This is a genomic window from Pseudomonas cichorii (genome assembly GCF_003700275.1).
GTDB lineage: Bacteria > Pseudomonadota > Gammaproteobacteria > Pseudomonadales > Pseudomonadaceae > Aquipseudomonas > Aquipseudomonas cichorii_B.
Window position 1 is genome coordinate 1 of record NZ_RBRE01000005.1, and the last position, 21,336, is coordinate 21,336.

Annotated in this window: 20 protein-coding genes; 12 read left to right on the forward strand and 8 right to left on the reverse strand. The window is 61.3% G+C overall.

Annotated elements, in window-relative coordinates; all coding sequences use genetic code 11:
- Positions 1–34: 34 nt before the first annotated feature.
- Positions 35–367 (reverse strand): DUF3509 domain-containing protein, encoded by a 333-nt coding sequence (locus ALQ04_RS01525; protein WP_122313996.1) that lies wholly within the window; start codon positions 365–367, stop codon positions 35–37.
- A 163-nt stretch (positions 368–530) separates the two neighbouring features.
- Here ALQ04_RS01525 and ALQ04_RS01530 point away from each other — a divergent pair, with 163 nt between their 5' ends.
- A complete protein-coding gene (locus tag ALQ04_RS01530) occupies positions 531–1,079 on the forward strand; it encodes a sigma-70 family RNA polymerase sigma factor (RefSeq protein WP_122313998.1) in 549 nt (182 codons plus the stop codon).
- Positions 1,076–2,035, forward strand: a complete 960-nt coding sequence (locus ALQ04_RS01535; protein ID WP_122314000.1) for a FecR family protein — start codon at positions 1,076–1,078, stop codon at positions 2,033–2,035. Before ALQ04_RS01530 ends, ALQ04_RS01535 begins: the two co-directional genes overlap by 4 nt.
- A gap of 74 nt (positions 2,036–2,109) precedes the next feature.
- On the opposite strand, the gene ALQ04_RS01540 is transcribed toward ALQ04_RS01535, so the two are convergent.
- The 4 genes from ALQ04_RS01540 to ALQ04_RS01555 form a co-directional block, all read right to left on the reverse strand.
- Complete coding sequence (locus ALQ04_RS01540; RefSeq protein WP_122314002.1) at positions 2,110–2,538, reverse strand: HPF/RaiA family ribosome-associated protein; 429 nt, start codon at positions 2,536–2,538, stop codon at positions 2,110–2,112.
- 279 nt (positions 2,539–2,817) lie between these two features.
- The gene (gene fecA / locus ALQ04_RS01545) at positions 2,818–5,166 is read right to left on the reverse strand and encodes a TonB-dependent Fe(3+) dicitrate receptor FecA (RefSeq protein WP_122314004.1); all 2,349 of its coding nucleotides are present in this window, start codon (positions 5,164–5,166) and stop codon (positions 2,818–2,820) included.
- A 134-nt stretch (positions 5,167–5,300) separates the two neighbouring features.
- Positions 5,301–6,278, reverse strand: coding sequence for a FecR domain-containing protein (locus ALQ04_RS01550; RefSeq protein WP_122314006.1), 978 nt, complete (start codon positions 6,276–6,278; stop codon positions 5,301–5,303).
- Positions 6,275–6,778 (reverse strand): sigma-70 family RNA polymerase sigma factor, encoded by a 504-nt coding sequence (locus ALQ04_RS01555; RefSeq protein ID WP_122314008.1) that lies wholly within the window; start codon positions 6,776–6,778, stop codon positions 6,275–6,277. The genes ALQ04_RS01550 and ALQ04_RS01555 overlap by 4 nt, the downstream gene beginning before the upstream one ends.
- A 179-nt stretch (positions 6,779–6,957) precedes the next feature.
- On the opposite strand from ALQ04_RS01555, the gene ALQ04_RS01560 reads away from it, so the two are divergent.
- The 6 genes from ALQ04_RS01560 to ALQ04_RS01585 are packed head-to-tail and all read left to right on the forward strand — an operon-like array spanning position 6,958 to position 13,203.
- Positions 6,958–7,296: a DUF3649 domain-containing protein gene (locus ALQ04_RS01560; protein ID WP_122314010.1), complete on the forward strand. Its 339-nt coding sequence runs from the start codon at positions 6,958–6,960 to the stop codon at positions 7,294–7,296.
- 20 nt (positions 7,297–7,316) lie between these two features.
- Positions 7,317–8,861 carry a PepSY domain-containing protein gene (locus ALQ04_RS01565; RefSeq protein ID WP_183142083.1) on the forward strand — a complete coding sequence of 515 codons (1,545 nt, stop codon included), beginning with the start codon at positions 7,317–7,319 and terminating at the stop codon, positions 8,859–8,861.
- A complete protein-coding gene (locus tag ALQ04_RS01570) occupies positions 8,861–9,193 on the forward strand; it encodes a DUF3325 domain-containing protein (protein ID WP_122314014.1) in 333 nt (110 codons plus the stop codon). The genes ALQ04_RS01565 and ALQ04_RS01570 overlap by 1 nt, the downstream gene beginning before the upstream one ends.
- A gap of 9 nt (positions 9,194–9,202) precedes the next feature.
- Positions 9,203–9,796, forward strand: a complete 594-nt coding sequence (locus ALQ04_RS01575) for an RNA polymerase sigma factor (protein ID WP_122314016.1) — start codon at positions 9,203–9,205, stop codon at positions 9,794–9,796.
- Positions 9,793–10,788, forward strand: a complete 996-nt coding sequence (locus ALQ04_RS01580; RefSeq protein WP_122314018.1) for a FecR family protein — start codon at positions 9,793–9,795, stop codon at positions 10,786–10,788. The genes ALQ04_RS01575 and ALQ04_RS01580 overlap by 4 nt, the downstream gene beginning before the upstream one ends.
- Positions 10,789–10,821: 33 nt before the next feature.
- The gene (locus ALQ04_RS01585; protein ID WP_122314020.1) at positions 10,822–13,203 is read left to right on the forward strand and encodes a TonB-dependent receptor; all 2,382 of its coding nucleotides are present in this window, start codon (positions 10,822–10,824) and stop codon (positions 13,201–13,203) included.
- A 115-nt stretch (positions 13,204–13,318) separates the two neighbouring features.
- Here ALQ04_RS01585 and ALQ04_RS01590 read toward each other — a convergent pair whose 3' ends face one another.
- Positions 13,319–14,194: an AraC family transcriptional regulator gene (locus tag ALQ04_RS01590; RefSeq protein WP_122314022.1), complete on the reverse strand. Its 876-nt coding sequence runs from the start codon at positions 14,192–14,194 to the stop codon at positions 13,319–13,321.
- A 133-nt stretch (positions 14,195–14,327) separates the two neighbouring features.
- Between ALQ04_RS01590 and ALQ04_RS01595 the strand changes: the two genes are divergently transcribed.
- The gene (locus tag ALQ04_RS01595) at positions 14,328–15,233 is read left to right on the forward strand and encodes a DMT family transporter (protein ID WP_122314040.1); all 906 of its coding nucleotides are present in this window, start codon (positions 14,328–14,330) and stop codon (positions 15,231–15,233) included.
- A 25-nt stretch (positions 15,234–15,258) separates the two neighbouring features.
- Here the strand turns inward: ALQ04_RS01595 and ALQ04_RS01600 are convergent, their stop codons facing one another.
- Both ALQ04_RS01600 and ALQ04_RS01605 read right to left on the reverse strand, forming a co-directional pair.
- Entirely contained in the window at positions 15,259–16,233 is a 975-nt protein-coding gene (locus tag ALQ04_RS01600) for a D-glycerate dehydrogenase (RefSeq protein WP_122314024.1), read from the reverse strand.
- 89 nt (positions 16,234–16,322) lie between these two features.
- On the reverse strand, positions 16,323–17,270 hold the full coding sequence (locus tag ALQ04_RS01605) for a LysR family transcriptional regulator (RefSeq protein ID WP_122314026.1): 948 nt from the start codon (positions 17,268–17,270) through the stop codon (positions 16,323–16,325).
- Positions 17,271–17,454: 184 nt separating this feature from the next.
- Between ALQ04_RS01605 and ALQ04_RS01610 the strand changes: the two genes are divergently transcribed.
- The 3 genes from ALQ04_RS01610 (at position 17,455) to ALQ04_RS01620 (ending at position 21,330) form a co-directional block, all read left to right on the forward strand.
- Positions 17,455–18,888, forward strand: coding sequence for an efflux transporter outer membrane subunit (locus ALQ04_RS01610; protein ID WP_122314028.1), 1,434 nt, complete (start codon positions 17,455–17,457; stop codon positions 18,886–18,888).
- Between the two features lie 77 nt (positions 18,889–18,965).
- Positions 18,966–21,140, forward strand: a complete 2,175-nt coding sequence (locus ALQ04_RS01615; RefSeq protein WP_122314030.1) for an FUSC family protein — start codon at positions 18,966–18,968, stop codon at positions 21,138–21,140.
- Positions 21,130–21,330, forward strand: coding sequence for a DUF1656 domain-containing protein (locus ALQ04_RS01620; RefSeq protein WP_122314032.1), 201 nt, complete (start codon positions 21,130–21,132; stop codon positions 21,328–21,330). The genes ALQ04_RS01615 and ALQ04_RS01620 overlap by 11 nt, the downstream gene beginning before the upstream one ends.
- Positions 21,331–21,336: the final 6 nt, after the last annotated feature.

The window sequence follows — 21,336 nt, forward strand, 5'->3', positions numbered from 1 at the left end:
GGTCATTAGACCAGCTCAGCCTGCCGATACCGGTTCAAAACCCCATCGCCCGGTCCGGTCTTTTGGGTTGCCAGTTGCCGCCCGTGAGAATCGGGACCTGGCTGAGGGTTACGCCATCGGTCATGGCGGTGAGGATTTTCAGCGCGCTGTCGCCACGCTCGATGGCGATGCCGAATTGCACGCTTTCTATCAGGCGGCGCAGGCGCTCGGGGTCGTTGCGCTGGGCGGCGCTGATCAGGCGTTTGGCGACCACGCCTTTTTCGTTCGACAGTGTCAGCATGATGCTGCCATCCAGTCCCTGGATGCTCAGATTCACCCGGTAATCGGGGTGGAAGGTGTCGGTGATCATCTGAAAAGGATTATCCATATCGTCTACCTGTCTATGTGTAGTGCATAAATTGACCGGGTATTAGTCCCTTTAGTTCTCAGTGGCTGACCATCGGCAATCTTCTGTTGTGCTTGCCGATGACAGGTTTTGCTGTAATCTTTCGCGTTAATGATAATTTTTCGTGTTTGAGAAGCATTGACGCATGCGCGACTTTTCCGCAGCTGATGACGACCTTGTGGCTGATCGCCGGCAGCAAATGAGCGAGCTTTATAGCGACCACCATCTGTGGCTGCAGAATTGGCTGCGCAAGAAAATTGGTTGTTCGCAGCGTGCCGCGGACCTGACCCAGGATGCGTTCGTGCGGATTCTGCTGCTGGCCGAACCGCTCAACTTCAAGGAGCCGCGGGCCTTTCTGGCGACCACTGCGACGCGCTTGCTGATCGATGGCGCGCGGCGGCGCAAGATCGAGCGCGCTTACCTCGATGCGCTGGCGGTGTATGCCGACGAGGCCAGTCTTCCCGGCCCCGAAGCCATTCATGCGGCGCTGCAGACGCTGGAGCGCATCGCCCAGTTGCTCGACGGTTTGCCGGCCAGGCCGCGCCAGGCATTTTTGCTCTACCGTCTTGAAGGTCTGACTTACTGCGAAATAGCCACTCAATTGGGTGTGTCCTCCAGCATGGTCAAAAAATACATGGCCAGCGTGATGGTGCATTGCTACAAGGCACTGCATGGTTCGGGCCATGTCTCATGAGCGATAAGCACGAACCCAACGAACAGATGATCAGCGAAGCAGCGGCCTGGCTCGCTTTGATGAATGACGACGCAGTCAGCAATGCCGACCGTCAGGCACTGGATGCCTGGCGTCAGGCCGATCCTCGGCATGCTCTGGCGCTGGCTCGCATGCAGGCTTTGTGGGGCAGTTTCGATGAGGTTCCGGGCGCGCCGGGGCGGGTCGCCTTGCAGCAAACATTCACCCGTTCGGGTGCAAAAGCCTCTTCGCGAGGCTTGCAGGTCCTTGGTCTGTTGGCTGTGCTGATCGGCGGCTGGATGAGTGTCGAGCGCCTGCCGGTGTGGATGGCCGACCAGCACACCAACGTCGGCGAGCGGCGTGAATTCCTGCTCGCCGATGGCAGCCAGGTGCAGCTCAATAGCGATTCGGCAGTCGATGTTAAATTCGACGGACGGCAGCGAGAGCTTGAGTTGCTGCGGGGCGAGTTGTGGGTTGAGGTCGCCAAGGATGCACAGCGCCCCTTCGTGGTGCGCACCGATCAGGGCACCATCACCGCGCTGGGCACCCGGTTTCTGGTGCGTCGCGGGCCGGAGGGGACAACGGTCAGCGTGCTGGAATCGGCCATCGCGGCCAAGGCCAACAATCCGGATGTGGTGAGGGTCGCGACCGGCCAGCAGGCCTTGCTCAAGGATGGCGTGGTGCAGGCGCCTCGTTCGATAGGCCGTGGCGATCCAGAGGCCTGGACGCGCGGCGTGCTCAAGGTCGATGACCGGCCATTGGTCGAAGTGCTGCAAACCCTGGCCGATTATCGACAGGGCATTGTCCACTTCGATTCCAGGCAGCTTGAGGGCATGCGGGTTTCCGGGGTGTTCCGGCTCGATGACAGCGATGCCGCGCTGGCGGCGCTGAGCGATAACCTGCCGATTCGTATCGAGCGGTTCACGGATCTGCTGATTGTGGTCAAGCCAAGGGAGTAAAGGCCGGGCGCTGAAAACAGAAAGGGCGGCCCTTTTCAGAGTCGCCCTTTGTCAGTGAGCAATGTGTCAGGAAATCAGATCAGCCGTGCGGCTTCCTTTTCCTGCTCCTTTTCCAGAAACTCTTCTTCCAGCAGGGCGTCCGGACTGACCGAATCTTCATCCTGATCCAGGGGCAGAGGCACACCTCCACGTTTGCTGCGCAGTTTGCCCAAAAGATGTTCAAGGGCGTGATCGAGTTTTACTGCTGCACCATCAACGGCCTGATCCACTGTATCGGCCTTTTGGGTGACGGAAATCGGTTGATGCCCTTTCGGACGGGCTTCTATCTGGCAGCGGATGTCATGCGGACCTGGCTTGTCGCCGTTTTCATCGCTGAGGTGAACTTCGACGCGGGTTACATATTCGTCGTAGCGTTCGAGCGTGCTTTCAATGGTGGTACGAACCCACTCCTCCAGTCGGATACTGCTTTCGATGTGATTATCGCTATTGACCTGGATTTGCATAGTTAATCCTTATTAGGGCTTGCTCGTGTGAGGCTCATGGATCGATTTCTTGCGGAGCTCGATTTTGTTTGCGCTCAATCACAGTGTTGGCGCCAATGAGCCAACAATTCAACCCCCAATATGTAAGAAATATTTCGCGGCCAGAAAAAGGATTGAATGCAAGAGGGATTGGTCATCGATTTCCTTCAGACCGTTGTCACGAGCAAGCGCCCTCCCACAGAAAAAACACAAAGCCAGCGGGAGCACGCTTGCCCGCGACCGGGCAAGCGATATTCAGGATCAGAACGCGACGGAAGTCTGCACATACAGCGTGCGCGGTTCACCCACGTATTTGCCGCTGTTGTTGTCGTCGAACGAACGGGTGAAGTATTCGCGGTTGAAAATGTTCTTCACGCCCACTGCCACGTTGAGGTCGGACAGTTTCGGGCCGAAGTCATAGGCCGCGCGAGTGCTGAACAGCATGTAGCCGGGAATCCTGCCGTTGTTGCCGCTGATGCTTTCGGCATCGGTGTTGGCGTTGTCGGCGAACTGGTCGCTCTGGAACGAGCTGTCCAGGTTCAGCTTCCACGGACCTTCGGTGTAGCGCACGCCCAAAGTGCCTTTGTGTCTGGAGGAGAAGGGCACGCGATTGCCTTTGTTCGGGCCGTCTTCGCGGATGGTCGCGTCCACAAATGCATAGCTGGCGTAGACCTCGTAACCGTCCAGCGCCAGGCTCAGATCGTTCAGCGCATAGTTGAGGCTGCTCTCGATGCCCTGGTGACGGGTTTCGCCGCGGGCGATGATCCGGTTGTCGGTCTGGTTGGTATCGTACTGGTTGTCGAAGTTGATCAGGAAGGCGCCGATCTCTGCGCGCAATGCGCCGTTGTCATAGCGGGTACCCAGTTCCCAGGTCCGTGCCTTTTCCGGCTGGATTTCGCCGCCGTTGACGCGGTTGGGCATCTGGCTGTACTGCACGCTACCGAACGAACCTTCGGTGTTGGCGTACAGATTCCAGGTGTCGGTCACGTGGTAGAGCACGTTCAAGGCAGGCAGCGCAGTGTTGTAGTCGCCCTGGTATTTGACGTTGGTGCGGTTGTTGGACTGCGCGGTATCGATCATCTCGTAGCGAATGCCGGGCGTGATGGTCCACTTGCCAATATCGATGCGGTCGTCGATGTAGAACGCCTTGGCATCGGTGTAGCCGCGAGTGTCACGGTCCTGGGCGCTTGAGGTGCTGGGCATGATTTGCGAAGCAGTGGTTTCGTTGTAGCGCACTTCGTGGCCGGATTCGTTGATGTAGCGATAGCCGACACCCACTTCATGCCAGCTTTCGCCCAGGGCGAAGCCCTGCGAGAAACGTGTCTCGAAACCGCGTACCCAGTACTCGCGTGGCGACAGGGTGACGATGTTGCCCTGTTCCAGATAACCACTGCGCAGGGTCTTGGTGAAGAAGGTGTTGGCGGTGAACACTCGCGCATCCTGCTCGTAGCGATAGCCGAAGTTGGCCAGCGTGCGACGGCCCCAGAACTTGTCTTTCAGGCGCGTGGATTGATACGGGTCGGCATCGTAGTTCGCGCTGCTCAGGCCGCCGGGCATCTCGGCTTCGCCTTCGTAATATTGGGCCATGGCGTTGAGGCTGTTGGCGTCGTCGATCTGGTATTTGCCCTTGAGGATCAGGTCGTCGATCTGGGTATCGCTGTGCTCGCGCCAGTCGCTGCCACGCACGCCGGAATACAGAATCGCGCCGCCCAGGCCGTTGTCGGCCGTGCCGCCGAGCAGCAGGTTGCCGGTTTTCTTGAAACCGTCCTGGCTGGACGACGGGCTGATTTCGGTCTGCACCGAGCCCTTCATGGTCGGCTCGTCAGGAATGGCGCGGGTCACGAAGTTGACGATCCCGCCGACGTTCTGCGGGCCATAACGCACGGCACCGCCGCCACGCACCACGTCCACGGCGTCCATGTTGCCCAGGCTGACAGGCGCCAGCGACAACTGAGGTTGACCGTAAGGCGCGAACGGCACCGGAATGCCGTCCATCAGCACTGTGGAGCGCGATGCCAGGCGCGGGTTGAGGCCACGAATGCCGAAGTTCAGCGCCATGTCGTGGCTGCCGGTGCCGTTGTTTTCCGGCGCGTTTACACCAGGGATGCGATTGAGCACTTCGCGGGCATTGGTCGAACCGTTACGCTCGAATTCTTCACGCCGAATCACATCGCGGGCGCCCGGATGCTCGAAGACGTTGGTTTGCTGAGCCTCGCCCAGCCAGTCGCCGACGATGGTCGACGCGCCCAGCTCCAGCGGCCCGTTGCCTGCTGCACTCACCGCTTGCAGGGTAAAACCGTCATTTCCATTGGGCACGGCTTGCAGGCCGGTGCCTTCGAGCAGGGCGGCGAGGCCTTGTTCGGCGGTGTATTGGCCTTCCAGACCCCGGCTTTTCAGGCCACTGGTGATTTGCGAGCCATAGGAAATCATCACGCCCGCTTCCCGCCCGAACTGGTTCAGCGCCGCTTCGAGTTCGCTTGGGGCAATGTGGTAAGCCTTGGCGTCAGCCGCTTGCGCCAGCGACATGCCGACCAGGGACAGGCTCGCGCCTAAAAGGATATGCCGCAGGGTACGAACCAGTGGTGACAGTTGGGGCGCTCGGGATGACATGCAGGAGTCCTGTGAATGAAGGATTTAATGATGCTTTCCCTGTCTGTCACGCGAGAGGTTGAAAACGGCTCACGGGATTTGAAATTTTTTGCCTGGAATATCGTCGTCGCGGCCAAGACCCCGCCCAGAAGGGCTCAGGCCCTGGCCTGAACATTCACCCAATACCGGGTGAAACGCTGCACGCGAACGGGCAGGGCGACTTCCAGCATGCTGAGGATGCGTTCGCTGTCGGCCAGTGGATAACTGCCGGAGATCAGCAGGTTGGCGACGCTTGCATCGCAGTTGAGTCGCCCACGTCGATAGCGGCTCAATTCATCGAGGAAGTCCGCCAGCTTCATGTGCGATGCCACCAGCATGCCTTCTGCCCAGGCGCCGGTACTGGCGTCTACTGGCCGCACGCTGTCCCAGGCATCGCGGCTGAAGGTGACCTGCTGGCTGGCCTGCAAGCGCAAGGCCGGGCCGACATGGCCGCTGGGGCTGAGTTCGAGCGTGCCGGCCAGTACCGCCAGTTGTGTACGTCCCTTGAGTTGCCGCAGGTTGAAGCGACTGGCAGCGGTTGCAGCACGCACCATGCCTTCGGCTGTCAGCAGGTTCAGCGGGCGTGAATCGGCTGCCGCAGTCACGAGGATTTCACCCTCCAGTAACCGGACAAGGCGCTGTTGAGCCGCAAAGTCGACATCGACCGCACTGGCAGTATTCAGGTGCACCTGGCTGCCGTCGCTCAAGGCGACCTTGCGTTGTTCGCCCACCCGGCTATGGAAATCGGCCAACAGCGGTTGCAGCGCAATCTGTTCGCGCATGCTCCAGCCAGCCGCCGAACCGGCACCCAGCAACAGCAGCAGTTTCAGGGCCTGACGTCGACTGCCGGACTTCGGCGCATTGAGCGCGGCATGCGCCAGTGGCGAAGACAGCCCGCTCAAGCGCTGGTTGACCCGCTGAATATGCGCCCAGGCGCGCTGGTGTTCGCTGTTGCCGTTGAGCCACTGTTGCCAGGCTTGCTGGCGACGGGCGTCCAGGCCGCCGTCCTGCATTTCGAGCATCCAGTCGACCGCCTGCTGGGCTACGCCTGGAGAAATGTCGGATTTGTTCAGGGATTCGCTGTTCATGTTCATAGAGCGAAGTAGCAACGCAGCGCGGCCTTGTTCAGGTGACGCTTGACCGTCGCGATGGAGATGCCCAGTTGCGCGGCGATTTCGCCATGGCTCAAGCCATCGACCTGCGAGAGCAGAAAGGCGCGCTTGACCGGCATGGGCAGGCCATCGAGCAACTGATCCAGTTCCACCAGGGTTTCAAGAATGATCGCCCGCTCTTCTTCGGACGGCGCCACGCATTCCGGCAGTTCGGCCAGCGCCTGATAGTAGGCACGTTCCAGATCCTGACGCCGGTAGTGATTGCACAGCACGCGCTTGGCGATGGTGGTCAGGAACGCACGTGGCTCGACGATCTGTGTCGTGTCGCGGGCCAGTATCACTTTGACGAAGGTGTCCTGCGCCAGATCTGCCGCATTGTGCGGGCAGCCGAGTCTGCGCCGCAACCAGGTCGTAAGCCAGGAGTTATGGGCCTGATACAGACCTTCGACGGTCTGATTGAGAGCGGACTGGGCGGTGGGCATCACGTAGAAAAATCCACGGGGACTCATTGAGGGCGTAGATTCTGTCAGACTCTTTTGCATATGAGAATATTTATCATTAATATTGCGCTTTATTCTCGTGCCTGGGCGCGAATCGACGGTTCAACGGACTTGCATCAGGCATCTGCCCTGGCAGTTCAGGCTTGGGTAAAGGTTCTCGGATGCACGGCACAACCCTCAATAGCCCAGCGGCCAATAAACGCCCTGCGAAAGGCAGTGGCGTAACGACAGCCTATCGACTGGCTGTCACTTCCCGCGCTCTGGCGGCGATCTTTGCCGGCTACCTGCTGGCTTCGGTCACCAGCATCTGCGTCGCCCAATGGTTGCCCATGCCGCGAGCCGAGGCCGTGGTCACGGCGATGATGCTCTCGTTCCTGGTGTATCTGGTTGCGGTGCTCTGGTGTTTTGCCTGCCGCACGGCGTTGCAGGCGTGGGTCGGGGTGTTATTGCCCTGTGCGCTTCTCGGCGCTGTCTATGCCTGTGGCCGGTGGTTGCCATGAAGGACGGGTTTCGTCAGGCAATGGCCTGGTTGCACACCTGGGTCGGGCTGCTGTTTGGCTGGTTGCTGTTCGCGATTTTCCTGACCGGCACGCTTTCCTACTTCAAGGATGAGATTACCCAGTGGATGCAGCCGGAGATTGCCGCCGGGCCTGTGGATGCCGACGCCAATATCCGTCTGGCACAAAGTTATCTGCAACAACATGCGGCGGGCGCGACGCGCTGGTTCATCAACATGCCCGACGAGCGCTCGCCGGGCCTGATGGTCGGCTGGCTGCCGGAAGGCAAGCCGGGGCAGCGCAACAACTTCGTGCGCAAGGTGCTGGATACCCGCAGCGGCGCTGAAGTCGAGGCGCGGGAGACACGCGGTGGCGACTTTTTCTACCGCTTCCATTACCAGTTGCAGATGCCGCACCCGTGGGGCCGCTGGCTGGCGACCATTGCTGCGATGGTGATGTTGGTGACACTGGTGACCGGCATCATCGTGCACAAGAAAATCTTCAAGGAGTTCTTCACCTTCCGCCCGCGCAAGGGCCAGCGCTCCTGGCTGGATGGGCACAACGCTCTGGGTGTGCTGGCCTTGCCGTTTCACCTGATGATCACCTACAGCAGCCTGGTGATCTTCATGTCGATGGTCATGCCCGCCAGCATCCTGAGCAGCTACGGCAATGTGCAGGCGTTCTACAGCGAAGTGTTCCCCGGCTCGAACATGGCCAGGCCCACCGGCCAGCCGGCTCAGCTGACGCAACTCGCTCCGCTTCTCGCTGCTGCAAGGCAGAACTGGAACGGCGATCGGGTCGGGCGGGTGGTGGTCAATAATCCCGGTCACAGCAATGCCTCGGTACTGTTGACCCGTGACGACAAAGGCAGCATCACGCCTGATCGCGGTGGCGCGTTGACTTTCGACGGCGTGAGCGGCGCCCTGCAGAACGAAACGCCCGGGCGTCCGGTAGCGATGCTGATTTCCAGCGGCATGTACGGCCTGCATGTCGGGCATTTCGCCGGGCCGCTGTTGCGCTGGTTGTACTTCATCTTTGGCGTGGCCGGCACCGCGATGATCGGCACCGGTCTGGTCATGTGGCTGGGTAAGCGTCGCCTCAAGCATGCCAAGAGCGGCGTGCTGCCTTTCGAGTTGCGGCTGGTGGAGGTGCTGAATATCGCCAGCATGTCCGGGCTGATGCTCGCGGTGGCCGCTTTCTTCTGGGCCAACCGGGTGTTGCCGGTCGGGCTTGGCGGACGTGCAGGTTGGGAAGTCGACGTGTTCTTCATGGTCTGGGGCCTGTCGCTGCTGCATGCCATGTTGCGCAGCGGACGCAGTGCCTGGCGTGAACAACTGGGCGTTGCTGCATTGTTGTTCATGGCCTTGCCGCTGCTCGACATTCTCAGTGGTGCGCATTACCTCATCGCTGCGTTGCAGCAGGGCAGTTGGGTGCTGCTGGCCTTTAACCTGACGGCGCTGGGAACCGGTCTGTTCCTGGGCTGGGCGGCCCTGAAGTTTCGTGCCGACGGCGCTGTGCAGCCTGCCCGTAAAACCAGCCTGCCGATCAGCCGTCAGGAGGCCAACTGATGCTGCTGGCCGCCTTGCTCTGCTACCTGGGTTTCACTGCCTTGTGTCTGTCCATGAACCGTCATTACGGCGAGCTGCTGAGCGGTTCGCTTAGCGAACGGCGCAGCCGGTCGTTCAAGCTGGCGGGCTGGCTGCTGCTGGCCGCTTCTTCGTGGGTTGCGGTCGATGACGGCGGTTGGGGCGTGGGTCTGGCACAATGGTTCGCGGTGTTGATGGCCAGCGTGGTACTGCTGGTATTCCTGATGCCTTTCAGGCCGCGCTGGGTGTTGATGCTGGCCTGTATCGCGCTGGTGCTTTGCCCGTTTGCGGTTATTGAACAATTCCCGGTCTGAATAATTGCAATGAAGCCTCCTGAACCTGACCTGCCCGACACCGGGCCTGATGCCGATCCTGCGGCTGGGCGAGGCGGGCGTGCGCATTTTCTGCAGGTGTTTCTGTCTCAGCGGCCACAGATGGAAGCACTGGTCAGTCGTCGGGTCGGTTGCCGGGCCACGGCGGCGGATCTGGTGCAGGACCTGTTCGTGCGCTTCTGGCGTCGGCCACTGGTGCAAGTCGAAGAGTTGAGCACCTATCTGCTGCGCTGTGCGGGCAATATCGCCATCGACCATTTGCGCAGCGAAGGCGTGCGCAGCCGGGTCAGCGAAAGCCTTGAAACCGGGCAGGACGATACCAGCAACGATCCCCGGGCGGCACTGGAAGCCAGCAACGACTTGCGTCACGTTGAAGCGGCACTGCGCGGCTTGCCGGAGCGTACCCGGCATATTTTCCTGCTCAATCGCATCCACGGGCGCAAGTACGCCGAAATCGCCAAGGCCATGGGGCTTTCCCAAAGTGCCGTGGAAAAACATATGATGCGCGCCTTGCAAGCCTGCAAGGCGAGCCTGGAACAGGGCTCGGCAGGCTCCCGACCCAAGCCAGGAGACGCTCGTCCATGAGTGTACCGCCGATTGTGCCGACAACACCGGCTCAGGAAGAAGCCGCACTGGTCTGGTTGCGCGTGCTGCATAACCAGCCCGGCTATGCCGAGCAACAGGCATTCAGCAGGTGGCTGCAAGCCGATCCCGCGCATGTGGAGGCCTATGGCAAGGCACAGGTGCTGTGGGAACTGAGCGAAATTCCGGCCGCGCAGCTGGCCGCCGAAGACGTGGTTGCGCTGGACGCCTTGCTCTGTGCCATGGATGCGCCACCGCCACGTCGCCACAGACAACGCTGGGCGGTCGGGCTGGCGATGGCCGCCTGTCTGATGCTGATGATTTCCGTGGGCGCGGGCTGGCAGCCACAACGCTGGGCCAGTGATCTGGGGGCCGATTATGTGTCGGCACCCGGCCAGGTCCGCACCGTTACCCTGGACGATAACTCTCAGGTAACGCTGGATGCCGACAGCGCCATCGCGGTGAATTTCAGGGGTAACGAACGCCGCGTGCAACTGCGCCGTGGTGCGGCGTTCTTCAAGGTGACCCACACGGGCGAGCCTTTTGTGGTCTATGCCGATACCGGCGAAACCCGCGTGCTGGGCACCGAATTCGAGGTGCGTCTGGAGCCCGAAGGTGCGCAAGTGACGGTGCTGTCCGGGCGTGTCGGGGTCAAGGCGGCAACCGCCGCTGAACAGCAGATTCTGCAGACGGGCCAGCAAGTCGCCTACCACGACAAACAGCTCACCTCAGCGCCAAGAAACATCGACAGCGAAAGCCTGTTGGCCTGGCGCCAAGGCTGGCTGAATTATTACCGCACGCCGCTGGCCGATGTCGTCAACGACCTGAGCCGTTATTACCCCGGGCGCATCGTCGTGCTCAATGATCAACTGGCTGCCAGGCGCATCAGCGGCACGTTTCCCAGCAAGGATCCGCAAGCGGTGCTGAATGCCTTGCAGTCGGTGGTGGGCTTCGAGACTTACAGCATGCTGGGCCGGGTCATTGTGCTGCGCTGAGGCAGGCTCCTCCACGCAACCAGGAGCAAGGCAATGAGCGGCTGGCCGGGCAAGAGCCTGTTGCTGGCGGCGGGCATCTGTTGCTCTGGCGCCGTCAGTGCGGCAGAGCAGGCATTCGATTTCGCGATCCCGGCCAAACCGCTGCCGCAAGCCTTGAGTGACTTCAGCCGGGTTACCGGCCTGAGCGTGATCTACACCCAGGACGCGCCTTACCGCCTCGATGCCCCGGCGCTCAACGGCCAACTCAGTGCCGAGCAGGCGTTGGGCACCTTGCTGCGCGGCTCCGGGCTGGCTTATCGCCGGGCCAGCGATCAGGCGTTTACCCTGCAAACCCTGGCTCCGCAAGCGGGCACTCTGAATCTGGCCGCAACCCATATCGACTCCCGGATTCCGCAGCGCAGCAACTATCAACCGCCCGCCAGCAGCTCGGTATTGCGCTCGTCGGCTTCGTTGCTGGAGACACCGCAAAGCGTCAGCGTCGTGCCGCAGCAGGTGCTGCGCGATCAGGCACCGCGCAACCTCGACGATGCCTTGAGCACTATCAGCGGTGTCACTCAGGGCAACACCCTGGGCAGCACACAGGACACCCTGATGAAGCGCGGCTTCGGCGATAACCGCGACGGCTCGATCATGCGCGATGGCATGCCGGTGGTGCAGGGCCGCAACCTGAACGCGACCGCCGAACGCCTTGAAGTGCTAAAGGGCCCGGCCAGCCTGCTGTATGGAATCCAGGACCCGGGCGGGATCATCAATGTGGTCAGCAAACGGCCGCAATTGCAGGCCGGCACCAGCCTTACCGCGCGCGGCTCCAGCTATGGCGCGGGCAGGAACGGCAGCGGCGCGACGCTGGACAGCACCGGCCCGCTGGGTGATTCGGGGTTGGCCTGGCGGCTGATTGCCGATCATCAGGACGAAGATTACTGGCGCAATTTCGGCACCCATCGCGAATCACTGTTCGCACCGTCGCTGGCCTGGTACGGCGAAGACACCCAATGGGTGGCGGCTTATGAGCACCGGGAATTTCTTTACCCGTTCGACCGTGGCACCGCCATCAATCCTGTCACCAATCACCCGCTGGATATTCCGGCCACCCGCCGTCTGGATGAACCGTTCAACAACATGCAGGGCCGTTCGGATCTGTATCGTTTCGAGGCGGACCATGCTTTCAATGAGCAGTGGAAGGGACATCTGGGCTACAGCTACAACCGCGAAACCTACGATGCCAGTCAGGTGCGCGTCACGGCGGTCAATCCGGCCAATGGCAGCCTGACGCGCTCGATGGACGGCACATCGGGCGCGCTGGCCACGGATCGCTATACCGTGCTGACCCTTGCCGGTGACGTTCAGTGGGCAGGGCTGCAACACGATCTGCTGATGGGTGTGGACGATGAGTATCGCAAGGTCTATCGCGCCGATCTGATCCGCCAGAGAAGCCTGACCACCTTCAACTACCTGAACCCGGTTTATGGCCTGGAAGTCGAAGGCACGACGCCCAGCGAAGCGGACAGCGCGCAGAGCGACATACTGCGCAGCAACTCGCTGTTCTTGCAGGACGCGATTCATCTCAATCAACAATGGATTCTGCTGGCTGGCGCACGCTTCATGACTTTCGATCAGGTGGCGGGCAGGGGCCGACCGTTTACCACCAACACCGACGCCAATGGCAGCCAGTGGATTCCCCGCGCCGGGCTGGTGTATCGCTACACCGATCAACTGTCGTTCTATGGCAGCTACAGCGAATCCTTCAAACCCAACTCCAGCATCGCGCCGCTCAGTGGCGGCTATGTGGTGGATTCCGGGACCTTGCCGGAGCGGGCCAAATCCTGGGAGCTGGGCGCCAAATGGGAGAGCCCTGGCGCGCTGACCGCCAGTCTGGCGCTGTACGACATCAAGAAACGCAACGTGCTGGTCGCCAACTACGATGCGGCGACTGCCGGCACTGTGTACAGCTCGGCGGGCGAGGTCCGTTCACGCGGGCTGGAGCTGGACGTGAGCGGCCAGTTGAGCGAACGCTGGAGCCTGATCGGCGGCTATGCGTTTACCGCTGCCGAGGTGATCGAAGACCCGCTGCTCAAAGGCAACCGCCTGCAGAATGTCCCGCGCCACAGCAGTTCGCTGTCGGCGGTCTATGAGGTGGGTAGCCTGCTGGGCGGTGACAACCTGCGGCTGGGCGCCGGTGCGCATTATGTCAGCGAGCGGGCCGGCAACTCGGCCAACGACTTCAACCTGCCGGCCTACACCGTCGCCGACGCCTTCGCCAGCTACGATACCCGGCTCGACGGGCAGAAAGTCAGGTTCCAGCTCAACATCAAAAACCTCTTTGACCGCACCTACTACACCTCCAGCGTGAATCGCTACTTCGTCTCGGTGGGCGATTCGCGGCAGGTGCAGTTGTCGACGACGCTGGAGTTCTAGAGGGATTGTGGCCCCTGCCGAGCGCAAACTCTGTGGGAGCGGATTCATCCGCGAAGACGGTATTTGGAACGATGAATTGCTTGCGGATGTGCCGGTCTCTTCGCGAATGAATTCGCTACCGGGTAAGTGCCAATCTGTATTCTCCCGGTGTGGCCCCCATGGCCTGCCGAAAGCGGTTATTGAAATGGCTGGCACTGGCAAAGCCACAGGCCAGCGCCACTTCTCCCAGCGCTTGAGTGGTGTGGCGCAACAGCTGGCGCGCATGGGTCAGGCGGCGTGCCAGCAAATATTGATGCGGCGGTAAACCGAAGCTTTCGCGGAACATGCGGGCGAAGTGGTATTCCGACAATGCACAGATCCCTGCCAGTTGCCCAAGGCTCAAGGGATCGGCCAGATGCATCTCGATGTAATCCACCAACTGGCGGCGCAGGTGCGGCGCCAGCCCGCCCTTGAGGCGCAAGCCATCACGCAATCCGACCTGGCTGAGCAACGCATGGCTGAGCATTTCATGGGCCAGGCTGCTGGTGAGTAAACGCTCGCCGGGCTCGGCCCAGTTCATCTGGATCAATCGCTGAAAACGCGCGGTCTGTTCGGCATCGTCGAGAAAGGTGTTCTCGTGCAACTGTAATTCACGGGGCTCGCGATCCAGCAGTGTCACGCAACCCAGCGCGAACTGCTCGGGGCTGATGTACAAGTGCGCCAGACGAATCTCGCCATTGATGATCCACGCCGACTCATGGCCGGCCGGCAATATGCACAGCTTGCCGGGCGCGCCTTTCTGGCCGGGTTGATCACGACGAAAGGTTCCGGTGCCATCGGCGATGTAGCACGACAGCGTGTGGTGGGTCGGCGCGTGATATTCCCGCAAGTCATGCCGGTTGTTCCACAGCGCCGCCATCAAACCATCGCCCAGCGCCGCGCTCTGCTCCAGACGGGCATGGGGCGAGTTGTGCAAGGCCTGAAAGACCTGGATGGATTCAATGGGCGGCATAACGATTCCTCTTGCTTCGCATCCTACCTGCCAGACGGGCCATTGCCATCAGCGGCACGATCAAATGCGCAAGATTATGCAAGCAGCGCTGGCAGGCGGGCAGCAGACTCAAGGCTCATTGAGGAGCAGCATCATGAACATCTCGCTGTATCTGCTGACGGTCCTGATCTGGGGAACCACCTGGATTGCCCTGAAACTGCAACTGGGCGAAGTCGCGATCCCGGCCTCGATTTTCTATCGCTTCGCTCTGGCGGCGCTGATTCTGTTCGCGCTGCTCTTGCTCAGCGGGCGGCTGCAAGCGGTCAATCGGCGCGGTCAGTTGATCTGCCTGGCGCAGGGCCTGTGCCTGTTCTGCATCAACTTCATGTGCTTCTACACCGCCAGCCAATGGATACCCAGCGGCCTGATCGCCGTGGTGTTCTCGACTGCGACCTTATGGAATGCGCTGAATGCGCGGATCTTCTTCAAGCAGAAAGTGGCGAGCAATGTGCTGGCGGGCGGCGCCATGGGTTTGTTCGGGCTGGGCTGTCTGTTCTGGCCGGAACTGGTCGGCCATACGGCCAGTCGTGAAACCCTGATTGGCCTGGGCCTGGCGCTGTTGGGAACCCTGTGTTTCTCGGCAGGCAACCTGCTGTCGAGCCTGCAACAGAAAGCCGGCTTGCGGCCGTTGACCACCAATGCCTGGGGGATGTTTTACGGCGCGACGATCCTGGGCCTGTATTGCCTGCTCAGCGGTACGCCGTTCGCCTTTGAATGGAACGCCCGCTATATCGGCTCGCTGCTGTATCTGGTGATTCCGGGTTCGGTGATCGGCTTTACCGCTTACCTGACACTGGTCGGCCGCATGGGACCAGAACGTGCCGCATACTGCACGGTCCTGTTCCCGGTGGTAGCGCTGAATATCTCGGCCTTCGTCGAAGGCTATCAGTGGACATTGCCAGCCCTGTTCGGACTGGCAATGGTGATGCTGGGCAATGTGCTGGTGTTCCGAAAACCCAGACCTCTTGCACAAGCGGATCTATCCGCAAAGGCTGCCTGATGATGAGTCCGCTTCTGCAAGGCTTTCAGCCCTTCCACACCTGCGGATTGACCAGGTCCTGCGGCCGCTCGCCCAACAACGCGCTGCGCAGGTTGTTGTAAGCCCGATCCGCCATGGCCTGGCGGGTTTCGGTGGTGGCCGAGCCAATGTGCGGTAAGGTCACCGCATTGCTCAGGCTGAACAGTGGCGATTCGCTCAACGGCTCTTTCTCATAAACATCCAGCCCGGCACCGCGAATGGTGCCGTTCTGCAAGGCTTCGATCAGCGCCGGTTCATCGACGATCGGGCCGCGGGCGATGTTGATCAGAATGGCACCGGGCTTCATCAGCGCCAGTTCGCGACGACCGATCAGGTGGCGGGTCTTCTCGCTCAGTGGCACTACCAGACAGACGAAATCCGCCTCGGCCAGCAACTGGTCCAGGCTACGGAATTGTGCGCCCAGTTCCTGCTCGACTTCGCTCTTGCGACTGTTGCCGCTGTACAGGATCGGCATGTTGAAGCCCAGGCGCCCGCGCCGGGCAATGGCCGCGCCAATGTTGCCCATGCCGACGATGCCCAGGGTCTTGCCATGCACATCGCTGCCGAAGTGCGGTGTCTCGATGCTGCGTTTCCAGTTGCCGGCCTTGGTCCAGGCATCCAGTTCAGCCACCCGCCGGGCGCTGCTCATGATCAGCGAGAAGCCCAGGTCGGCGGTGCTTTCGGTCAGCACGTCCGGGGTGTTGGTGAGCATGATGCCGCGCTCGCTCAGGTAACCGACATCGTAGTTGTCGTAGCCCACTGAAATACTCGATACCACTTCCAGCTTGCCAGCCCCTTCCAGCTGTTCGCGACCCAGCTTGCGGCCTGCGCCGATCATGCCGTGAGACTCAGGCAGCGCTTCGTTGAACTGGGCATTGAGGTCGCCGAGTTTCGGGTCCGGCACGATCACGTTGAAGTCCTGCGCCAGGCGTTCGGCCATTTCGGGGGAGACACGGCTGAAGGCGAGTACGGTTTTTTTCATTGTGGCAGTCACTCTTGAGCGGGTTGAATGAATAGCACGCTAACATTCCTGACCGCTCTTGGGCAGCCCGGTTGTGCAGGCGGGCGCTGTCAGGCCAGAGATTTCATCGAGTGAATATGCAGATCGGCTTCGTCGGCGGCGAGAATTTCCGGCAGCGAACCGCGCAGGTATTCGACCCAGGTCTTGATCTTCGCATCCAGGTACTGGCGCGACGGATAGATGGCGTACAGGTTCAGCTCCTGTGAGCGGTAGTCGGGCAGGACCCGCATCAAGGTGCCGTTGCGCAAGCCATCGATGGCCGAATAGATCGGCAGAATGCCAATGCCCATGCCGCTGGAGATCGCGGTCTGCATGGCGTCGGCAGAGTTGACCAGCAACGGTGAGCTGTTGATGGTCACGGTTTCCTGGCCTTGCGGGCCGTCGAACAGCCACTTCTCCAGCGGAAACACCGGGCTGACCAGCCGCAGGCAAGCGTGGTTCAGCAGGTCGGCAGGCGTGTAGGCCATGCCGAAATTCTTGATGTAGGCCGGTGACGCACAGACGATGCTGTAGGTGATACCCAGCCGCTGCGACACAAAACCCGAGTCCGGCAGTTCGCTGGCCAGCACGATGGACACGTCATAGCCATCTTCCAGCAGGTCCGGCACGCGGCTGGTCATGGTCAGGTCGAAGGACACATCGGGATGGCTCTGCCGATAGCGGGCAATCGCATCGATCACGTAATGCTGACCGATGCCGGGCATCGAATGCATCTTGAGCTGGCCGGTCGGCCGGGCATGGGCATCGCTTGCCTCGGCTTCCGCTTCCTCCACCGAGGCGAGAATCTGCTCGCAGCGCAACAGGTAACGCTTGCCGGCTTCGGTCAGGGCGATACGGCGGGTCGTGCGGTTGAGCAGACGGGTCTGCAGATGCGCCTCAAGGTTCGAGACGGCACGCGATACGTTGGCGGTGGTGGTGTCCAGTTGTGCTGCGGCGGCGGTGAAGCTGCCCGCTTGCGCCACACAACAGAAGGCGCGCATGTTTTGCAGGGTGTCCATGTGCAGTTCTCTGAAGGCATAGCAAATTGTGACATGAAGTTACTGATCCATGTCATCCATACCAAAGGATTATCGCCGTTTCTGTAATAAAGAATCACATATTCCCCAGCTTATCGCCGTCAGGGCCGCCGCCTAGAATCGCGCCATTCAAGGGCGTTTCATTTCCGGTCGGGAACTCGCAGCTGTGCCGCGTCGCATCATCCGGGGCTTCAAGCCCCTCAGTGTCTGGCTTGTATCGTTAGTTATCAGCGGCTGTATCGGCACCGACGGAATCAAACCACAAGGCAGCGTATTACCCGTGGAAAGCCTGGCCACGGATCAGGCCATCCAGAGCGCTGACCGCGATGCAAACTGGCCCGCCGGCCAATGGTGGCGTGTCTACGGCGACCCGCAACTGGAGCGCTGGATCACACGCGCCACTCAAGACAGCCCGAGTCTGGCGATGGCCGCTGCACGTGTTCGCCAGGCCCGGGCGCTGGCCGGGATTGCCGAGTCCGCCGAAGCCTTGCACATCGACAGCAATGCCAGCCTGGCTCGTCACAGTTGGCCAAGCGATCAATTCTATGGCCCTGGCGCACTGGCCAATACTCGCACCTGGGACAACAATGCAACGCTGGGCCTGAGTTACGCCCTCGATCTCTGGGGCCGCGAAAGCAACGCCAGCGAACAGGCGCTTGACTTGGCGCACATGAGCGTTGCCGAGCAACGCCAGGCGCAACTCGAACTGCAGGAAAATATCGTGCGGGCCTATATCCAGCTGGCGTTGCATTACGCGCGGCTGGATATCGCCGAGGCCACACTGGCCCAGCAACAACAGATTCTCGATCTGGCGCAGCGGCGACTCAAGGGCGGCATCGGCACGCATTTCGAGGTCAGCCAGGCAGAAACGCCACTGCCGGAAACCCATCGACAGCTCGACGAGCTGGAAGAGGCCATTGCGCTGGACCGCAATCAACTGGCCGTGCTGGCAGGCAAGGGGCCGGGCGAGGGTGCAACACTGCAACGCCCGAGCCTGTCGCTGCACACCGCACTCAAACTGCCTTCGGCACTGCCTGCGCAACTGCTGGGCCAGCGCCCCGATGTGGTTGCCAGCCGCTGGTGCGTCGAGGCGCAGGCGCGGGGCATCGATGTGGCGCGTGCCGGCTTCTATCCCAATGTCGACCTGGTCGCCAGCCTTGGCTACATGGCTACTGGCGGCGGCATGCTGGAGTTTCTGACCGGCACCAAACTCACCTACAAAGCCGGCCCGGCGATCAGCCTGCCGATCTTTGATGGCGGACGCTTGCGGGCGGAACTGGGCCAGGCTGTGGCCGGTTATGACCTGGCCGTGGCCCATTACAACCAGACCCTGGTGACAGCGCTCAAGAACATTTCCGACCAGTTGATCCGCCGCGCTTCGATGGACAAGCAACAAGTGTTCGCCGCCGAATCCGTGGCCTCGGCACAGAAGACCTACGACATTGCCCTGATCGCCTATCGGCGCGGCCTGACCGACTACCTGAACGTACTCAATGCCCAGACCTTGCTGTTCCGTCAGCAACAGATCCAGCAACAGATCGAGGCCGCACGCCTGAGCGTGTATGCCGGACTGGCCGTCGCACTGGGTGGCAGCCTGTGACCCGTAGGAGCGAATTCATTCGCGAAGAGGCCGGTACATCCACAATTAATTCATCGTCCGGAACATCGTCTTCGCGGATGAATCCGCTCCCACCGTTGTTGGCCTTGCCCTGGCGGCGAGCCTTCAACAGTTGGGCGCGCAGCGACGGCGTCACCTGGATCTACATCTTCAAGGTGCTGATCGCCGCATTCCTCACCTACTGGCTGGCGTTACGGCTGGAATTGCCGCAGCCACGCACGGCGATGATCACCGTATTCATTGTCATGCAGCCGCAGAGCGGACAGGTGTTCGCCAAGAGTTTCTATCGCCTGCTCGGCACGCTGGCAGGCTCGGTGATGATGGTCCTGCTCATGGCGCTGTTCGCGCAGAACTCGGTGCCGTTTCTCGGCTGCCTGGCGCTGTGGGTCGGCATCTGCTCGGCGGGCGCGGCGCGTTATCGCAACTTTCGCGCCTACGGTTTCGTGCTGGCCGGTTACACCGCGGCAATGACCGGCCTGCCAGCGCTGGCGCACCCGGAAGGCTCGTTCATGGCGGCAGTCTGGCGGGTGCTGGAAATCGCCCTGGGCATCGTTTGTTCCACTGCGGTCACGGCGGCGATCCTGCCGCAAAGCTCCGCCGCGGCAATGCGCAACGCGCTGTATCAGCGCTTCGGAGTATTCGCCCGTTTCATGGTCGATGGCCTGCGCGGGAGCAGCGAACGGCTGGCCTTTGAAACCGGCAACGTGCGCTTTGTCGCCGAGGCCATCGGCCTGGAAGGGCTGCGCAGCGTGACGATCTTCGAGGACCCGCACATGCGCCGCCGCAACGGGCGACTCAACCGCCTGAACAGCGAATTCATGGCCGCCACCACGCGCTTCAACGCCCTGCATCAATTGCTGGCGCGGCTGCGCAGCGAACAGATGAGCGCCGTCATGAGCCGGGTCAATCCGGGCCTCGCTGCACTGAGCGAACTGCTCGATGCGTTTGCCGACCGTTCCCTGACCATTGGCGATGCTGCGCTGCTGGTGCAACGCCTGGAAACCTGCAAGGCCGAACTGCCCGAGCGGGTACGCAGCCTGCGCGCCGAGCTTGAGCAAAGCGCGCCGAGCGAAGCCGAGTTGCTGGATTTCCATACCGCTTTCGAGTTGCTGTATCGGCTGGTCAGCGACCTGCACAACTATGCTCAGACCCACGCCTCGCTGGCCGACCACAAACATGTGCGCGAACAGTGGGAAGAGTCGTTCGTGCCGCGCACCAGCTGGATCACCGCCCTGGCGGCCGGTGTGCGGGCCTCCAGCGTCGTCGGCCTGTTGAGCGCCTATTGGGTGCTGACGGCCTGGCCCAGCGGCGCGATCATGACCCTGGCGTCCGCAGCCACCGTTGCGTTGTCATCGACCACCAACAACCCACGGCGCATGTCGTTCCAGATGGCCTGCGGCACCTTGCTGGGCGCGATCCTGGGCTTTGCCGAAACCTTTTTCATCTTTCCGCAGATCGATGGTTTTCCATTGCTGTGCATGGTGCTCGCGCCGGTATTCGTGGTCGGCGCTTTCCTGGCCTCGCGCCCGCAGTGGGCCGGTTACGGGCTGGGTTTGCTGATCTTCTTCAGCATCGGTTCGGTGCCGGACAACCTGACGCTCTACAACCCCTACACCTTCATCAACGATTACATCGCCATGGTCATCGGCATGCTGCTGTGCGCGGCAGCGGGCGCGATCATCCTGCCGCCCAACAGCCGCTGGATGTGGCAACGTCTTGAAGACGCCCTGCGCCGGCAAGTGGTATTCGCCATCAGCGCGCCGCTGAACCGGCTGGGCTCCAGCTTTGAAAGCCAGACCCGCGACCTGATGCATCAGGCTTATGGCCTGGCAGTCGGCAGGCCTGAAGTGCAGCGTGAGCTGTTGCGCTGGATGTTTGCGGTGCTGGAAATCGGTCACGCGATCATCGAACTGCGCCGCGAGCAGGCGATCCTGCCGATTCACCCCAGCTACGCCGAACATCAGTCCTGGCGCATTGCGATCCGGGTCATGGGCCGTTCGCTGATCCGCCTGTTCATCCAGCCCGATGCCAGCAACCTGGAGCGCTGTCTGGTGGCCGTCGATCACGCCATCAGCCGGGTACAACTGACCGACGAGCCTTTTGCCTCGCACTTCGATACCTCAGTGCTGCGACGGGTCAAAAGCTACCTGCATTTCATCCGCACCTCGCTGCTCGATCCGCAATCGCCACTGGCCGTGTATGGCCGCCCACAAGGATTCGCGCATGCCTCGTGAAATTGCCTTCCACGGCCTGTACATGCCGAGCATCACCCTGATGTTCCTGATTGCGCTGATGCTGGCCTGGGCGCTGGATCGACTGCTGGCCGGGTTCGACCTGTACCGCCTCTTCTGGCATCCGGCGCTGCTGCGCCTGAGCCTGTTTACCTGCATTTTCGGCGCCCTGGCGCTGCCCCTTTATCGTTGACGCCCG

Bases quoted from the DNA above. Each gene is read 5' to 3' on its own strand.
- ALQ04_RS01565 (WP_183142083.1), top strand. From the start codon at position 7,317: ATGGCCTGGTTGCACACCTGGGTCGGGCTGCTGTTTGGCTGGTTGCTG.
- ALQ04_RS01570 (WP_122314014.1), top strand. From the start codon at position 8,861: ATGCTGCTGGCCGCCTTGCTCTGCTACCTGGGTTTCACTGCCTTGTGT.
- ALQ04_RS01590 (WP_122314022.1), bottom strand. From the start codon at position 14,194: ATGCCGCCCATTGAATCCATCCAGGTCTTTCAGGCCTTGCACAACTCG.
- ALQ04_RS01600 (WP_122314024.1), bottom strand. From the start codon at position 16,233: ATGAAAAAAACCGTACTCGCCTTCAGCCGTGTCTCCCCCGAAATGGCC.
- ALQ04_RS01555 (WP_122314008.1), bottom strand. From the start codon at position 6,778: ATGCCCACCGCCCAGTCCGCTCTCAATCAGACCGTCGAAGGTCTGTAT.
- ALQ04_RS01535 (WP_122314000.1), top strand. From the start codon at position 1,076: ATGAGCGATAAGCACGAACCCAACGAACAGATGATCAGCGAAGCAGCG.
- ALQ04_RS01540 (WP_122314002.1), bottom strand. From the start codon at position 2,538: ATGCAAATCCAGGTCAATAGCGATAATCACATCGAAAGCAGTATCCGA.
- ALQ04_RS01615 (WP_122314030.1), top strand. From the start codon at position 18,966: ATGAATCCGCTCCCACCGTTGTTGGCCTTGCCCTGGCGGCGAGCCTTC.
- ALQ04_RS01585 (WP_122314020.1), top strand. From the start codon at position 10,822: ATGAGCGGCTGGCCGGGCAAGAGCCTGTTGCTGGCGGCGGGCATCTGT.
- ALQ04_RS01620 (WP_122314032.1), top strand. From the start codon at position 21,130: ATGCCTCGTGAAATTGCCTTCCACGGCCTGTACATGCCGAGCATCACC.
- ALQ04_RS01550 (WP_122314006.1), bottom strand. From the start codon at position 6,278: ATGAACATGAACAGCGAATCCCTGAACAAATCCGACATTTCTCCAGGC.
- fecA (WP_122314004.1), bottom strand. From the start codon at position 5,166: ATGTCATCCCGAGCGCCCCAACTGTCACCACTGGTTCGTACCCTGCGG.
- ALQ04_RS01605 (WP_122314026.1), bottom strand. From the start codon at position 17,270: ATGGACACCCTGCAAAACATGCGCGCCTTCTGTTGTGTGGCGCAAGCG.
- ALQ04_RS01525 (WP_122313996.1), bottom strand. From the start codon at position 367: ATGGATAATCCTTTTCAGATGATCACCGACACCTTCCACCCCGATTAC.
- ALQ04_RS01530 (WP_122313998.1), top strand. From the start codon at position 531: ATGCGCGACTTTTCCGCAGCTGATGACGACCTTGTGGCTGATCGCCGG.
- ALQ04_RS01575 (WP_122314016.1), top strand. From the start codon at position 9,203: ATGAAGCCTCCTGAACCTGACCTGCCCGACACCGGGCCTGATGCCGAT.
- ALQ04_RS01560 (WP_122314010.1), top strand. From the start codon at position 6,958: ATGCACGGCACAACCCTCAATAGCCCAGCGGCCAATAAACGCCCTGCG.
- ALQ04_RS01595 (WP_122314040.1), top strand. From the start codon at position 14,328: ATGAACATCTCGCTGTATCTGCTGACGGTCCTGATCTGGGGAACCACC.
- ALQ04_RS01580 (WP_122314018.1), top strand. From the start codon at position 9,793: ATGAGTGTACCGCCGATTGTGCCGACAACACCGGCTCAGGAAGAAGCC.